This is a genomic window from Pseudomonas sp. B26(2017), assembly GCF_002113045.1.
GTDB lineage: Bacteria > Pseudomonadota > Gammaproteobacteria > Pseudomonadales > Pseudomonadaceae > Aquipseudomonas.
This window is the reverse complement of record NZ_NEJJ01000015.1, coordinates 104,272-118,586: the sequence shown is the minus strand read 5'-3', so window position 1 is coordinate 118,586 and position 14,315 is coordinate 104,272. Positions and strand designations below refer to the sequence as shown.

The window sequence follows — 14,315 nt, the reverse complement described above, 5'->3', positions numbered from 1 at the left end:
GATCGACAGATGCGCTCCGCGTGGGAATACCGCCCGGACGCTCCGCGTCCGCTGTGACGCAGAGCGTCACGGTATGCATTCCCACGCAGAGCGCGGGAACGATCTGCGTGCGGGAATGATCTAGTCTTGGCAAGCCCCAGGGAGAGATCGCCATGTACCGCTTTTTCGAGCAGCTCAGTTCCCGCATCGTCGCGCCGTTCATGGGCGAATCCTCGCGCAACAGCAAGGTCTGGCCGTGCCGCTGCGGCCAGTCGCTGTTCTTTCGCAACAGCCAGTGCCTGGCCTGCAACGCGGCGCTGGGTTATCAACCGGAACACAGTCGGCTGACCTCGCTGCAACCGGGGCCGCAAGAGAACACCTGGACGCTGGACGTCGATCCCGAGGCCGGGCTGTTCCGGCGTTGCGCCAATCTCGACACTCCGGCCGGCTGCAACTGGCTGCTGCCCGCCAACGATCACGACACCCTGTGCGCGGCCTGCGCTCTGAATCGCACCATTCCCGACCTGTCCGTCCCGGAAAACCCCGAGCGCTGGCGCAAAGTGGAAATCGCCAAGCGGCGACTGGTGGCGCAACTGATTGGCCTCGGCCTGCCGGTCATCCCGAAAACCGTCGACGAAGAAACCGGCCTGGCCTTCGATTTCATCGGCGTCGATCTTCAAGGCAACGCGCCGATGACCGGCCACGCCAATGGCCTGATCACCCTCGACATCGCAGAAGCCGACGACGCCCACCGCGAGCAGGTCCGGGCGCAGATGCACGAACCCTATCGCACGCTGCTCGGGCATTTTCGCCATGAGGTCGGGCATTACTACTGGGATCGGTTGATCGCCAACAGCCCTTGGCTGGGCTCATTCCGCAACCTGTTCGGCGACGAACGCGCCAGTTATGCCGAGGCACTGGAGCGCCATTATCAGCAGGGCGCACCGGCCGACTGGTCGCAGCATTACGTCAGCGCCTACGCCACCATGCACCCATGGGAAGACTGGGCGGAAACCTGGGCGCATTACCTGCACATGATGGACGCGGTGGATACCGCGCTGGGCTTTGGCATGAGCGCCCGGGAGATGGACCTGGATTACCAGCCGTTCCCGTCCAGTACGCTGTACGACCCCGAGCATCCCGGCGGCGCGGCGTTCCTGTCGTTCGTCAATGCGTGGATCGAACTGGCCGGCATGCTCAACGAACTGTCGCGCAGCATGGGCCAGCCGGATTTCTATCCATTCGTCCTGCCGCCTGCGGCGATCGCCAAGCTGCACTTCATTCATCTGGTGATCCAGCAAGAGGGCGGCCGCGCGGACGAGGTGCTTCAGGCGCAATAGCAAGTGCTTGAAGCCCTTCATGTTTTTTATCTGCAACGAGCGGTTGTAACTTCGTCTCAGATAGGTACAATGGCGCGGCTCGCCGACAGGCGAGTGTCGTTATGGTGACCCTATCGGTCCCCCCGCAACGATTACCCGTGAACCTGGTCAGAGCCGGAAGGCAGCAGCCACAGCGGGAACATTGTGTGCCGGGGTGTGGCTGGTAGGGTTACCACCTTAACGAACATCGAACGAGTCAGACAGAACTGCATGGGTTTCGCCCACTGCGGTTTTTTTATGCCTGCGATTCGTCGTTCGAGTCAGCACACCCTGCTCGCGATGGCGTCGACACGGGGTAATCATTTCTTCTGCAATCGCGCATACTCGCCACAACCGAAATGAATGAAGAGTCTGACCGGGATCGACCTCAGGGGTTGTGCCCAGGTCGCGAGGTTTTATGCTCCCGGAACATTCCGATTTATCCAGCCCTGTGTTCTTGCCCGTCACGGATGAAACCTGCGCGAACCTGTTGCAGGCGGAGGGCGCAACAGCGCTCGAGAGCCTGACCGATCCGGAATTGGCGGCGGTGCTGGTTATTCAGAATCTGGTGCAGACGAAAGAGCAGGATCTCGGCGCAATTGCGGCAGAAAAGATTCTGGCCAAACTCTTGGCCTGGGCTGTCGAAAAACGTCAGTCAGCGACGGCTGGTCTGTTGTCAGAAGCCCGGCGGCTGTTCGACCCGCGCAAATTGTATTTCGGCCTGAAGGTTCTTAATCCTCTGAACCTGCGTTTTCTGTTGGCTGAAGAAATATCGGCGCGCGACTACTTGTTGCCCGATGGTCAGTGGGATTTCGAATACAAAGTCCGGCGTCATCGCCGCCATGACCCGTTCAGCCAGCCGATAGTGACGCCCCGTTACCGCGAGCGCTGGTTGAGCCCGGCCCAGGACAAACTGGTCAGAACCTTCCGCGCCAACCTGGACGAAGATCTGCACGTTCAAGGTTACGCAGGGATCGGCAAAAGCCATCTGCTGGTGGCCTTGCTGGAACATCTGCGCCCCGAAAAGACCCTGTTGCTGGCGCGCACCCCGGCCAAACTGGAGGTGCTTCGCCAGCGGATGGCGGGGCCGAGCGAGAAGAAGGCCGGCAAGACCTTCCTGGCGTTTGCGCAGTCGCTGATGCTCGGGCGCAGGCCGCAGGCGGAGGGAGGGCGAATCCCGACCCGGCAGGCGCTGGCGCAGGAACTGAATATCTTCGGTTTTCGCCACCACGACGGGCAGGCGACCCTTGAACTCTGCCTCAAAGTGATCGAACGCTACTGCCGCTTCCGCGATCACACCTTTTCGGCGAAGCATCTGCCGCATTTCAACCAGCCGCTCTCCAGCGTCGACGCTCAGGTGTTGCTGGAATATTCGAGCCGGGTGTGGGGCTACCTCGAACTCAATCCGGCGTGGGGCAGCCAGACCGGCTTCGAAGCGCTACTGATGATCAAGCGGGCCTGCATCGCTGGTTGCGTGGTGCCGGCGCGCTACACGCACGTGCTGGTCGACGAGAGTCAGGACATTCCCGGGTCGCTGTTGCAGATCATCGAGCGCGGGCGTCAGGTGCTGATCACCCTCGGCGACGAGTATCAGCAGGCCAGCGGCGTGCCGGTCAAGCGGCACCGTGAGGTTCGCCAGAGCGATATCAGCTATTCCGTGCGTTCGGGGCGCAATGTCGAACGGCTGGTCAATCCGCTGATCGCCCGGCACTCGCAGAAGGGCAAGATTCCGTTCGAGGGTGCCAGTGATGCTGACGTCGTCATCAAGGAATACCCGGAAGGCTTCGTGCCGTCCGAAGGTTGCGTGGTGCTGACGGCATCGCCATGGGACAGCATGATCTGGGCGATCCATCTGCACGATTCCAACCGCAAGTTCAGATTCCCGGACAAGCGAACCCAGGATGATCTGAAGCATTTCATGGCCACCGCCATCGAACTGTTCAAACCGGATTTCTACCGTTCCGAATTCAGCGAAAACGGCGTGCATCCGTATTTCAGCGACCTGCCTGACTGGCAAGCGGTGTGCGACGCAAACCGGTTCGACGAATCGTTTCTGCGGGTCAAGGACAAGCTGGAAAACGGCTTCATGATTGCCGACCTGACGCGCCTGAACCGAATGATCGACAACGCCGGCAACGGCTGCCTGTTGATGCTCGCGCAAGAGGCGGGGGGCATGGAGTTCGACAAGGTCCTGCTGACGCCGGGGTTGCTGACCAACGAGAAATTCAAGGATGCCTACGCGTTCGATCAGCGGATCTGCGCCGTGTACATCGCCATCTCCCGCGCCAGGCTGAAGCTTTATGTGCCGTACGATGTGGTGGCGTGGGTCGAGTATCACGAGTACCAGCAATTTCGCGATACGGCGGGGCATTGAAGGCCCGTCTCACGGTTCACTGGCCGATCCTCCGGTATACAACCGGATAATGTCATCAATCTCCCCCGACATTTTCATCCGCAGCAATGTCCTCAATATCCGCTGCACCGGCACGTCCGGGTCGTTGCGCACATAGCAGCCGATCTTCTGTTCCTGCAACACTGCCACCGCTTGCAGTTGCTGCTGCGGCAACAGGCGCTGATTGAACCAGTCCAGGGTCCATTGATTGCTGACGGCGTAGCGGTAGCGGCCGGCCATTAGTTTGTCGAGTACCTGCGCCTGGTTGCGCGCGTCTTCGCGCCATAGCCGGTCGGTGTCGAATGTCGGTTGCAGCGTGGGGTAGCTATAGCCGAGCACGGTGCCGATCGACTGGCGGGGCAGGAGGGCCGGATCGGCGCTGGGCGGCTGGTCCTGGCGGCTGATCAGCACATCACGCTGGAAGAACAGCGGAATGCTCCAGATGTAATCCCCGGACAGATTCGGCAGCCAGGATTGTGCGGCATAGCAGCGCACATCGACTTCGCCGTGTTCCATGGCGTTCTGCACGCGGTTGCGGGGCAGGACGTGAAATTGCGCCGGCACGCCAACCTGAGTCGCCAGGCTGAGCATGATGTCGTAAAGGATGCCCTGGGTCGGGCGGCCGCGTTCGATCTGCACCATCGGCATCGCCCAGCTGTCGGCAACGACGAAGCGCAGCGGCGGTTGCGACGCCATCGCGCTCAGGCTCAATCCCAGTAATGCCCCCACGGCCCACCGCATAAATGCTCCGGTAATTCCCGATCCCGAGCCGACAAAAGCCCTCGCTCATGCAGCTTAGCCAGAATAGACGAGCACACCGGATGCAATTTTGCCCTTGCTCCGCTAGCATTAGCCGCTTCTGCTTCCTTTGCCGCGACGGTTTTCGATGAGTTATCAGGTTCTTGCACGTAAATGGCGTCCGCGCTCGTTCCGCGAAATGGTCGGCCAGACCCATGTGCTCAAGGCTCTGATCAATGCCTTGGACAGCCAGCGCCTGCACCACGCCTACCTCTTCACCGGTACGCGGGGCGTTGGCAAGACCACGATTGCGCGGATCATCGCCAAATGCCTGAACTGTGAAACAGGTATCACTTCAAGCCCGTGCGGCGAGTGTTCGGTGTGCCGCGAGATCGATGAAGGTCGTTTCGTCGACCTGATCGAGATCGACGCCGCGAGCCGGACCAAGGTCGAGGACACCCGCGAGCTGCTCGACAACGTGCAATACGCCCCGAGCCGCGGGCGCTTCAAGGTCTACCTGATCGACGAAGTGCACATGCTCTCCAGCCATTCCTTCAATGCGCTGCTGAAAACCCTCGAAGAGCCACCGCCCTACGTCAAGTTCATCCTGGCGACCACCGACCCGCAGAAACTTCCGGCAACGATTTTGTCGCGATGCCTGCAGTTCTCCCTGAAGAACATGACACCTGAGCGTGTGGTCGAGCATTTGACTCACGTCCTGACCGCCGAAAACGTACCGTTCGAAGACGATGCCCTGTGGCTGCTCGGCCGCGCCGCCGACGGTTCGATGCGTGACGCCATGAGCCTGACCGACCAGGCCATCGCCTTCGGTGAAGGCAAGGTGCTGGCCGCCGATGTGCGGGCAATGCTCGGTACGCTGGATCATGGCCAGGTTTACGACGTGCTGCACGCGCTGATCGAAGGTGATGCCAAGGCGTTGCTCGAAGCCGTGCGTCACCTGGCCGAACAGGGTCCGGACTGGAACGGCGTGCTCTCGGAAATTCTCAACGTGCTGCACCGCGTCGCCATCGCCCAGGCCCTGCCGGAAGGTGTCGATAACGGCCACGGCGACCGTGACCGGGTGCTGGCGCTGGCCCAGGCCCTGCCGGCCGAAGACGTCCAGTTCTATTACCAGATGGGCCTGATCGGCCGCCGCGACTTGCCGCTGGCGCCGGACCCGCGAGGCGGTTTCGAAATGGTGCTGCTGCGGATGCTGGCCTTCCGGCCGGCAGACACGGCGGACGCCCCGAGGCAACCGCTAAAGCCAGTGGGGATCAGCCAGGCCACAGTTGATTCCGCAAACTCAGTGGCTGCCGCGCCGAAACCTGCGCCGGTAGTGGCTGCCGCTGTTGCGCCGGCTCCGGTGGTTGCACCGGCACCTGCGCCTGCGCCTGTTCCCGAGCCTGTACCGGTTGCCGCGGTGATTGCGCCTGAACCCGTTCCTGAGCCAGAACCCGAGCCGGTCGTGGCCGAAGAAGTCGTCGACCTGCCGTGGAATGACCCGGTAGAACCTGCGCCTGGGCAGCAGCCAGCGGTCGAGCCCGTGCTGGAAACCACCGCCGAACAGCCGGATCTGCCGCCTATGCCGCTGCCGACCCCGGACAGCGTCGTGCCGGACGCCCCGGAGTGGGCCGCCGCGCCGATCCCCGAGCCGTCAGTGGCCGAAGTCGATGCCGCCACACCGGGCATGGACATGGACGACGAGCCGCCGCTCGACGAGGACTACATCGAGCCGGACATGGATTCGGCCTACAGTTACCTCGACGATCTGGCCAGCGAACACGCCGCAGAACCGGCTCCCGAACCCGAGCCGGAACCTGCCGCCGCGCCGGCCACAGGTCTGGCCCTGCAATGGCTGGAGCTGTTCCCGCAACTGCCGATCTCCGGCATGACCGGCAGCATCGCCGCCAACTGCACGCTGATCGCGGTCGATGGCGACCACTGGCTGATGCACCTGGACCCGGCCCACAGTGCCTTGTTCAACGCCACCCAGCAGCGTCGTCTGAACGATGCGCTGAACCAGTTCCACGGACGCACGCTGACCCTGACCATCGAGCTGATCAAGCCCGAGCAGGAAACCCCGGCCCAGGCCGCGTCCCGGCGCCGTGCCAACCGTCAGCGCGAGGCGGAGGAGTCGATCCACGGCGATCCGTTCATCCAGCAGATGGTCCAGCAGTTCGGTGCGGTCGTGCGACACGATACTATTGAACCTGTCGACGCTCTGGTCAGTCAGGGCTAATAACTGAGGGCGTCCGGCCCATGTGGCCGGGCGCTGTTTTGATCCAAGTACTTTTGAGGTGATTCCCATGATGAAAGGTGGCATGGCCGGCCTGATGAAGCAGGCGCAGCAAATGCAGGAAAAAATGGCCAAGATGCAGGAAGAACTGGCCAACGCCGAAGTCACCGGCAAAGCCGGTGGCGATCTGGTCACCGTGGTGATGACCGGTCGTCATGACGTGAAGAAGGTCAGCATCGACCCGAGCGTACTGCCAGGCCTGGACGAAGACGACCGTGAAGTGGTCGAGGATCTGGTGGCTGCAGCCGTCAACGCCGCCGTGCGTCAGATCGAAGCCAACAACCAGGCGAAAATGGGCAGCATGACCGCTGGCATGAACCTGCCGGCCGGTATGAAACTGCCGTTCTGATTCGCCTTGGCGGGTTGGATGAGCGACAAAAAATGCCAGGCATCGTGCCTGGCATTTTTTTTGGCCTGTTGATCGTTCCCACGCTCTGGACTGACCCCGACAAAGTGGACGATTCGATACCTCGACGATCGCTTATCAAACGGAACGCACCATCCCCACCAAGGTCTGCTCCCTATACCACCGAATTCATCATTCAAAGGAGACGCTGACATGTCCGACTCTCTGACCCTCAATCAACGCTTCGTGCTGGCCTCGCGACCGGTGGGCGCGCCAACGCCCGAGAACTTCCGTCTGGAGCGCGAGGCGCTGCCGGACCTTGAAGACGGCCAGGTGTTGCTCAAGACCCTGTACCTGTCACTCGATCCCTACATGCGCGGGCGCATGAGTGATGCGCCGTCCTACGCGGCGCCGGTACAGATCGGCGAGGTGATGACCGGCGGCGCTGTCAGCCGTGTAGAACAGTCACGTCATCCGAAATTCCACCCCGGCGATCTGGTGGTGGGTGCCACCGGCTGGCAAAGCCACAGCATCAGCGACGGCCGAAACATCATCCCGATCCCGTCCGGCCTGCCGAGCCCGTCGATGGCCCTCGGCGTGCTGGGCATGCCCGGCATGACCGCCTATATGGGCCTGATGGACATCGGCCAGCCAAAAGAAGGGGAGACTCTGGTGGTCGCCGCCGCTTCCGGTGCAGTGGGCTCGGTGGTTGGCCAGGTGGCGAAGATCAAAGGCCTGCGCGCCGTCGGCGTGGCCGGTGGTGCCGAGAAGTGCAAATACGTGGTCGAGCAATTGGGCTTCGACGCCTGCATCGATCACAAGGCACCGGACTTTGCCGAGCAACTGGCCAAGGCCTGTCCCAATGGCATCGACATCTATTACGAAAACGTTGGCGGCCATGTTTTCGATGCGGTCGTCCCTCTGCTCAATCCCAAGGCGCGGATCCCGCTGTGCGGCCTGATCGCCGGCTACAACGCCTCGGAAGCGCCGAAAGGCCCGGATCGCTTGCCTGCCTTGCAACGCACTCTGTTGACCAAACGCGTGCGAATTCAGGGCTTCATCGTGTTTGACGACTACGGCGACCGTCAGCCGGAATTCATCAGCGCCATGGTGCCGTGGGTGCGCGATGGCAAGGTGAAATTCCGCGAGGACGTGGTCGAGGGCCTGGAGCAGGCACCGCAGGCGTTTATCGGGCTGCTGGAGGGGCGTAACTTCGGCAAACTGGTGGTGAAGGTTGCACAGGACTGAGGATTTGACGCTGGCCGGAGGCGCGGGTATAAACCGCGTCTCGTCGTTTTGTCGGACTTTTTCCCCATGAGCTTCAGCCCTTTGATTCGCCAACTGATCGACGCCCTGCGAACTTTGCCGGGCGTGGGTCAGAAAACTGCCCAGCGTATGGCGTTGCAGTTGCTCGAGCGTGACCGCAGCGGCGGCACGCGCCTGGCCCAGGCCCTGAGCCAGGCCATGGAGGGGGTCGGACACTGCCGTCAGTGCCGCACGCTGACCGAAGACGATCTGTGCCCGCAATGCGCCGACACCCGCCGCGACGACACGCTGTTGTGCGTGGTGGAAGGGCCGATGGATGTCTACGCGGTCGAGCAAACCGGGTTCCGCGGTCGCTACTTCGTGCTCAAGGGGCACCTGTCGCCGCTGGACGGCCTGGGACCGGAAGCCATCGGCATCCCGCAATTGATGGCGCGGATCGAAGAGGCGGGCACCTTCACCGAAGTCATCCTCGCCACCAACCCGACCGTGGAAGGTGAAGCAACCGCCCACTACATTGCTCAGTTGCTGCAGAGCAAAGGCCTGATCGCCTCGCGCATCGCTCACGGCGTACCGTTGGGTGGCGAACTGGAACTGGTGGACGGCGGTACGCTGGCTCACTCGTTTGCAGGGCGCAAGCCGATTTCCCTCTGAGCCACACAATCCTGTTGAAAACCAAGCAAGCGCTCGGTTAAGTTCGGCGAACCCTTCCATGGAGTTCGCCGATGCCCGCCTTCCAGGAATACTTCGACCCCAGCCACCAATTGGTCCGCGACAGCGTCAGACGTTTCGTCGAGCGCGAGATCCTGCCGGACATCGATACGTGGGAAGAAGCCGAAAGCTTTCCCCGTGAGCTTTACCTCAAGGCCGGTGCGGCCGGCATCCTCGGCATCGGTTACCCCGAAGCGCTGGGTGGCAGTCACGAAGGAGATCTGTTCGCCAAGATCGCCGCCAGCGAAGAACTGATGCGTTGTGGCTCCGGCGGGCTTGTAGCCGGGCTCGGTTCGCTTGATATCGGTTTGCCGCCGATCGTCAAATGGGCCCGGCCCGAAGTCCGTGACCGGGTCGTCCCTCAAGTGCTCAGCGGCGAGAAGATCAGCGCCCTGGCAGTGACCGAGCCGGGCGGCGGCTCCGACGTCGCCAACCTGCAGACCCGCGCCGTGCGCGATGGCGATCATTACCGGGTCAGCGGCAGTAAAACCTTTATCACCAGTGGCGTGCGCGCCGATTACTACACCGTCGCGGTGCGCACCGGTGCGCCCGGTTTTGCCGGCATCAGCCTGCTACTGATCGAGAAGGGCACACCCGGTTTCACCGTTGGCCGGCAACTGAAGAAAATGGGCTGGTGGGCGTCGGACACCGCTGAATTGTTCTTCGACGATTGCCCGGTGCCGGTGGGCAATCTGATCGGCGCGCAGAACATGGGGTTTGCCTGCATCATGGGCAACTTTCAGAGCGAGCGTCTGGCGTTGGCCTTGATGGCCAACATGACCGCGCAACTGGCGCTGGAAGAGAGCCTGAAATGGGCGAAGGAGCGGCAGGCGTTCGGCAAACCCATCGGCAAGTTCCAGGTGATCAAGCATCGCCTTGCGGAAATGGCCACGGCGCTGGAAGTCTCGCGGGAGTTCACCTACCGGCAGGCGGCGAAGATGGCGGCGGGGCAGAGCGTGATCAAGGAAATTTCCATGGCCAAGAACTTTGCCACGGACACTTCGGATCGCATTACCAACGAGGCGGTGCAGATTCTTGGCGGGCTGGGTTATATGCGCGAAAGCCTGGTGGAGCGGCTGTACCGGGATAACCGCATTCTGTCGATTGGCGGCGGGACGCGGGAAGTGATGAACGAGATCATCAGCAAGCAGATGGGACTGTAATCCTCGGTGTTGATCGTTCCCACGCTCTGCGTGGGAATGCAGCCCGGGACGCTCCGCGTCCCTTCCAAAGCCGAACGCGGAGCGTCCGTTGAGGCATTCCCACGCAGAGCGTGGGAACGATCGGGCGCGGGGTTTTACTTGTCAGTCAGGGCAAACTGCGTCAGGCAGAACGTCGCAATCCCCATGTCCTCAAGACGCTGCGAACCACCCAGCTCCGGCAGATCAATGATCGCCGCCGCTTCGTGAACACGGGCGCCCATGCGGCGGATCAGGTTGGCCGCTGCGATCAGCGTGCCACCGGTGGCGATCAGGTCATCGAACATCACCACCGAATCGCCTTCGCACAGGCTGTCGGCGTGCACTTCGAGGAACGCTTCGCCGTACTCGGTTGCGTAGCCTTCGGCCAGCACATCCGCCGGCAGTTTGCCTTGCTTGCGAAACAGCACCAGCGGCTTGTTCAGCTGATAGGCCAGCACCGACCCGATCAGGAAACCGCGAGCGTCCATCGCGCCGATGTGGGTGAAGTCGGCTTCCACATAGCGGTGGGCGAAGCTGTCCATCACAAGGCGCAGGGCCTTGGGCGACTGGAACAGCGGGGTGATGTCGCGAAAGATCACACCCGGTTTCGGGAAGTCGATCACGGGGCGGATCAGGGATTTGATGTCGAAGGAGTCGAAGACCATCGTCGAGGTGTCCTGGCAGGGCTGCAAACGGCGCAGTATACCCGCGGCTGAAACGATACGCTCGGCCGCGGGTCGAGATCAGACTTCGAGCGAGCCGCCGGCCAGGGCGCAGAGTTGGATCGGGTCGAGGATATGGATTTCCTTGCCCTCGGCTGCGATCAGTTCGTTCTGCTGGAAGCGGGTGAAGACCCGGGACACGGTTTCCACCGCCAGCCCCAGGTAGTTGCCGATTTCATTGCGGGACATGCTCAGGCGGAACTGGTTGGCCGAGAAGCCGCGAGCGCGGAAACGCGCCGACAGGTTGACCAGGAACGTGGCGATGCGCTCGTCGGCGGTTTTCTTCGACAGCAGCAACATCATTTGCTGGTCATCGCGGATTTCGCGGCTCATCACGCGCATCAACTGACGGCGCAGCTGCGGCAGTTGCAGGGCCAGTTCGTCGAGGCGTTCGAAGGGAATTTCGCAAACCGAAGTGGTTTCCAGCGCCTGGGCGGAAACCGGGTGTTTCTCGGTGTCCATGCCGGACAGCCCGACCAGTTCGCTCGGCAGGTGGAAACCGGTCAGTTGTTCTTCGCCGGTGTCGCTCAGGCTGAAGGTCTTCAGGGCGCCGGAGCGTACTGCATAAACGGAATCGAAGGTGTCGCCCTGACGGAACAGGAACTCACCCTTTTTCAGCGGGCGGCCACGTTTAACGATTTCGTCCAGCGCATCCATGTCTTCCAGATTCAGCGAAAGTGGCAGGCAGAGAGGGGCCAGGCTGCAATCCTTGCAATTAGCCTGGTTGTGAGCGCGCAGTTTAACTGGCTCGGACATTTCTTAAATCCTTGTGGGAAAACACACATAAGGCGTAAGGGTAACCCAGCGGAGGACATTCAGGCCAGCCTGTGGCGAGATTGCCCCCAAGGCATGAAGCCGCAGGGATGACGGCCGATAAACGTGTCTCGGACGGCGTGCAAGGCACCGTTTCGATGACCGTGATACCCGGACAACCCCTGCGTTGTGCTTGAAAAAGCTAGATCACCCGCGAGAAACGCTGGCGGTTTTGCTGTTCCAGGTAGGCGTCGAACACCATGCACACCGAACGTACCAGCAGGCGACCGGCCGGCAGCACGGTGATGCGCTCGCGATCCAGTTCGATCAGCCCGTCCTGCGCCATGCCCTGCAATTGCGGCCAGAGCGCGCCGAAATAACCCTGAAAATCGATGTTGAAGCTGCGTTCGATCTCGGCGAAATCCAGGCTGAAATTGCAGATCAGTTGCTGGATCACTGCACGACGCAGGCGATCGTCAGCGTTACACACCAGACCACGACTGGTGGCCAGTTGCGCGCCGGCGAGGGTGTTCTGGTAGTGATTGAGGTCGCTGCTGTTCTGGCAGTACAGGTCGCCGATCTGGCTGATGGCCGACACGCCCAGCCCGATCAGGTCGCAATGACCGTGAGTGGTGTAGCCCTGGAAGTTGCGCTGCAGGGTCGATTCTTCCTGAGCAATCGCCAGTTCATCGTCGGGCAGGGCGAAGTGGTCCATGCCGATGTAGCGATAGCCGGCGGCGGTCAGTTGTTCGATGGTGCGTTGCAGCATTTCCAGTTTCTGCGCCGGGCTTGGCAGTTCGTTGCCGTTGATCCGCCGCTGTGGCATGAAGCGTTCCGGCAGGTGCGCGTAGTTGAACACCGAGAGCCGGTCCGGTTGCAGGCTGATGACTTCCTCGACGGTGCGGGCGAAATTGTCCGGGGTCTGTTTGGGCAGGCCGTAGATCAGGTCGATGTTGATCGAGCGAAATTGCAGAGTCCGCGCTGCGTCGATCACCGCGCGGGTTTCTTCCAGGCTTTGCAGGCGATTGACCGCCCGTTGTACCGCCGGGTCGAGGTCTTGCAGGCCGATACTGACCCGGTTGAAGCCTAATTCGCGCAGCAGGCCCATGGTCGACCAGTCGGCTTCGCGCGGGTCAATCTCGATGCCGTAGTCGCCGGAATCATCATCCAGCAGGTTGAAGTGCTTGCGCAGGTGCGCCATCAACTGGCGCAGTTCGTCGTGGCTGAGAAAGGTCGGCGTGCCGCCGCCGAAGTGCAGTTGCTCGACTTTCTGTGCGGGGTCGAGGTGGCAGGCGATCAGCTGGATTTCCTGCTCGAGCCGTTGCAGATACGGCAGCGCGCGGCCGCGATCTTTGGTGATGACCTTGTTGCAGGCGCAGTAGTAGCAAATGTTCGCGCAGAACGGCACGTGCACGTACAGCGACAAAGGGCGCAGGGCCTTGCGGCTGTCGCGCAGGGCGTGGAACAGGTCGAAGGTGCCGACCTGACTGTGAAATTGTACGGCCGTCGGGTACGAGGTGTAGCGCGGCCCCGCCAGGTCGTAGCGGCGGATCAAATCGGTGTCCCAACGAATGGCGTCGAGCATGCGGGCATTCCCCCGGATAGGCTGGCAGTGTGCCGAGTCTAGGGGAGGGCGCGAAAAGGCATCTTGATTTGCATCAACGGGATCAGTGGCCCATCAGCCAGTGCTGGTGCGGGCCCGGCAGAGTCCAGATGCCGAACAGGATCACCAGCAGACCGCCGGCCATGCGTACGCTGCGTTTGCGCAACAGCGCCGTGACCCGCTCGGCCGCGAGGCCGGTCGCCAGCAGCACCGGCCAGGTGCCGAGCCCGAAAGCGAGCATCAGCAATGCACTGTCGAGAGCATTGCCCTGACTGGCCGACCACAGCAACGTGCTGTAAACAAGCCCGCACGGCAGCCAGCCCCACAGAGCGCCCAGCAGCAAGGCCCGGGGCAGGCTCGACACCGGCAGCAGGCGATTGGCGACGGGTTGAATGTAGCGCCACAGTCCGCGACCGAGGCTTTCGATGCGAGTCAGGCCGCTCCACCAGCCTGCCAGATACAGGCCCATGGCGATCAGCAGCAAACCCGCAAGCACGCGCATGAACAGCGCAGCAGGACTGTTCGCCACGGCCCATCCCGCCAGTCCGATCAGCAATCCCGCCGTGGCATAGCTGAGAATCCGCCCGAGGTTATAGGCCAGCAGCAATCGAAAGCGTCGGCTGCGTTGTTCCTTGGGAATCGCCAGGGTCAGCGCGCCCATCAGACCACCGCACATGCCCAGGCAATGCCCGCCGCCGAGCAGGCCGAGAATCAACGCAGACACCAGCAGCGGCGCCAGTTCAAGCATGGGGTGGCGCCTTGTCGTCCGGTTTCGCGGGGTTGGCTTCGTCCACAGCGGCGGTATGGTTCGGATCCTGATCGTCGAACAGGATGCTGTGGGCCGGGCCGTCGAGGTCGTCGTACTGGCCGCTGTCCACAGCCCAGAAAAAGATGTAGACGGCGATGGCCACGATCAGCAGCGCGGCCGGAATCATCACGTAGAGAGCTGGCATCTGTACTCCATGCCCGCGCG

At 62.1% G+C, this 14,315-nt stretch carries 13 protein-coding genes and 1 other RNA gene; 8 read left to right on the top strand and 6 right to left on the bottom strand.

Features of this window, described 5'->3' with window-relative positions:
* The first annotated feature begins 152 nt into the window (after positions 1-152).
* The 3 genes from CAF79_RS21660 (at position 153) to CAF79_RS21650 (ending at position 3,711) form a co-directional block, all read left to right on the top strand.
* On the top strand, positions 153-1,319 hold the full coding sequence (locus CAF79_RS21660; protein WP_085700225.1) for a putative zinc-binding metallopeptidase: 1,167 nt from the start codon (positions 153-155) through the stop codon (positions 1,317-1,319).
* A 111-nt stretch (positions 1,320-1,430) separates the two neighbouring features.
* An RNA gene (ffs, locus tag CAF79_RS21655) (signal recognition particle sRNA small type) lies at positions 1,431-1,527 on the top strand.
* 228 nt (positions 1,528-1,755) lie between these two features.
* Positions 1,756-3,711, top strand: coding sequence for a hypothetical protein (locus CAF79_RS21650; protein WP_085700224.1), 1,956 nt, complete (start codon positions 1,756-1,758; stop codon positions 3,709-3,711).
* A gap of 9 nt (positions 3,712-3,720) precedes the next feature.
* Here the strand turns inward: CAF79_RS21650 and CAF79_RS21645 are convergent, their stop codons facing one another.
* Complete coding sequence (locus CAF79_RS21645; protein ID WP_085700223.1) at positions 3,721-4,470, bottom strand: ABC transporter substrate-binding protein; 750 nt, start codon at positions 4,468-4,470, stop codon at positions 3,721-3,723.
* Between the two features lie 145 nt (positions 4,471-4,615).
* On the opposite strand from CAF79_RS21645, the gene dnaX reads away from it, so the two are divergent.
* The 5 genes from dnaX to CAF79_RS21620 all read left to right on the top strand — a co-directional run bounded on the left by dnaX (position 4,616) and on the right by CAF79_RS21620 (position 10,246).
* Positions 4,616-6,706 (top strand): DNA polymerase III subunit gamma/tau, encoded by a 2,091-nt coding sequence (dnaX, locus tag CAF79_RS21640; RefSeq protein ID WP_085700222.1) that lies wholly within the window; start codon positions 4,616-4,618, stop codon positions 6,704-6,706.
* Between the two features lie 67 nt (positions 6,707-6,773).
* A complete protein-coding gene (locus CAF79_RS21635) occupies positions 6,774-7,112 on the top strand; it encodes a YbaB/EbfC family nucleoid-associated protein (RefSeq protein ID WP_085700221.1) in 339 nt (112 codons plus the stop codon).
* 210 nt (positions 7,113-7,322) lie between these two features.
* Positions 7,323-8,357, top strand: a complete 1,035-nt coding sequence (locus CAF79_RS21630) for an NADP-dependent oxidoreductase (RefSeq protein WP_085700220.1) — start codon at positions 7,323-7,325, stop codon at positions 8,355-8,357.
* 66 nt (positions 8,358-8,423) lie between these two features.
* A complete protein-coding gene (gene recR, locus CAF79_RS21625) occupies positions 8,424-9,026 on the top strand; it encodes a recombination mediator RecR (protein ID WP_085700219.1) in 603 nt (200 codons plus the stop codon).
* Positions 9,027-9,097: 71 nt separating this feature from the next.
* Entirely contained in the window at positions 9,098-10,246 is a 1,149-nt protein-coding gene (locus CAF79_RS21620; protein WP_085700218.1) for an acyl-CoA dehydrogenase family protein, read from the top strand.
* Positions 10,247-10,380: 134 nt separating this feature from the next.
* Here CAF79_RS21620 and CAF79_RS21615 read toward each other — a convergent pair whose 3' ends face one another.
* The 5 genes from CAF79_RS21615 to ccoS all read right to left on the bottom strand — a co-directional run bounded on the left by CAF79_RS21615 (position 10,381) and on the right by ccoS (position 14,295).
* Positions 10,381-10,929, bottom strand: a complete 549-nt coding sequence (locus CAF79_RS21615; protein ID WP_085700217.1) for an adenine phosphoribosyltransferase — start codon at positions 10,927-10,929, stop codon at positions 10,381-10,383.
* A gap of 78 nt (positions 10,930-11,007) precedes the next feature.
* Entirely contained in the window at positions 11,008-11,742 is a 735-nt protein-coding gene (gene fnr / locus CAF79_RS21610) for a fumarate/nitrate reduction transcriptional regulator Fnr (protein WP_007951654.1), read from the bottom strand.
* Between the two features lie 199 nt (positions 11,743-11,941).
* Positions 11,942-13,324 carry an oxygen-independent coproporphyrinogen III oxidase gene (gene hemN / locus CAF79_RS21605; protein ID WP_011333280.1) on the bottom strand — a complete coding sequence of 461 codons (1,383 nt, stop codon included), beginning with the start codon at positions 13,322-13,324 and terminating at the stop codon, positions 11,942-11,944.
* An 82-nt stretch (positions 13,325-13,406) separates the two neighbouring features.
* A complete protein-coding gene (locus CAF79_RS21600) occupies positions 13,407-14,090 on the bottom strand; it encodes a sulfite exporter TauE/SafE family protein (RefSeq protein WP_039770036.1) in 684 nt (227 codons plus the stop codon).
* A complete protein-coding gene (gene ccoS / locus CAF79_RS21595) occupies positions 14,083-14,295 on the bottom strand; it encodes a cbb3-type cytochrome oxidase assembly protein CcoS (protein ID WP_007951659.1) in 213 nt (70 codons plus the stop codon). Before ccoS ends, CAF79_RS21600 begins: the two co-directional genes overlap by 8 nt.
* Between the last annotated feature and the right edge of the window lie 20 nt (positions 14,296-14,315).

Excerpts from the sequence above, each read along its gene's own strand:
- CAF79_RS21660 (WP_085700225.1), top strand. The coding sequence starts at position 153 with ATGTACCGCTTTTTCGAGCAGCTCAGTTCCCGCATCGTCGCGCCGTTC.
- CAF79_RS21650 (WP_085700224.1), top strand. The coding sequence starts at position 1,756 with ATGCTCCCGGAACATTCCGATTTATCCAGCCCTGTGTTCTTGCCCGTC.
- CAF79_RS21645 (WP_085700223.1), bottom strand. The coding sequence starts at position 4,470 with ATGCGGTGGGCCGTGGGGGCATTACTGGGATTGAGCCTGAGCGCGATG.
- dnaX (WP_085700222.1), top strand. The coding sequence starts at position 4,616 with ATGAGTTATCAGGTTCTTGCACGTAAATGGCGTCCGCGCTCGTTCCGC.
- CAF79_RS21635 (WP_085700221.1), top strand. The coding sequence starts at position 6,774 with ATGATGAAAGGTGGCATGGCCGGCCTGATGAAGCAGGCGCAGCAAATG.
- CAF79_RS21630 (WP_085700220.1), top strand. The coding sequence starts at position 7,323 with ATGTCCGACTCTCTGACCCTCAATCAACGCTTCGTGCTGGCCTCGCGA.
- recR (WP_085700219.1), top strand. The coding sequence starts at position 8,424 with ATGAGCTTCAGCCCTTTGATTCGCCAACTGATCGACGCCCTGCGAACT.
- CAF79_RS21620 (WP_085700218.1), top strand. The coding sequence starts at position 9,098 with ATGCCCGCCTTCCAGGAATACTTCGACCCCAGCCACCAATTGGTCCGC.
- CAF79_RS21615 (WP_085700217.1), bottom strand. The coding sequence starts at position 10,929 with ATGGTCTTCGACTCCTTCGACATCAAATCCCTGATCCGCCCCGTGATC.
- fnr (WP_007951654.1), bottom strand. The coding sequence starts at position 11,742 with ATGTCCGAGCCAGTTAAACTGCGCGCTCACAACCAGGCTAATTGCAAG.
- hemN (WP_011333280.1), bottom strand. The coding sequence starts at position 13,324 with ATGCTCGACGCCATTCGTTGGGACACCGATTTGATCCGCCGCTACGAC.
- CAF79_RS21600 (WP_039770036.1), bottom strand. The coding sequence starts at position 14,090 with ATGCTTGAACTGGCGCCGCTGCTGGTGTCTGCGTTGATTCTCGGCCTG.
- ccoS (WP_007951659.1), bottom strand. The coding sequence starts at position 14,295 with ATGCCAGCTCTCTACGTGATGATTCCGGCCGCGCTGCTGATCGTGGCC.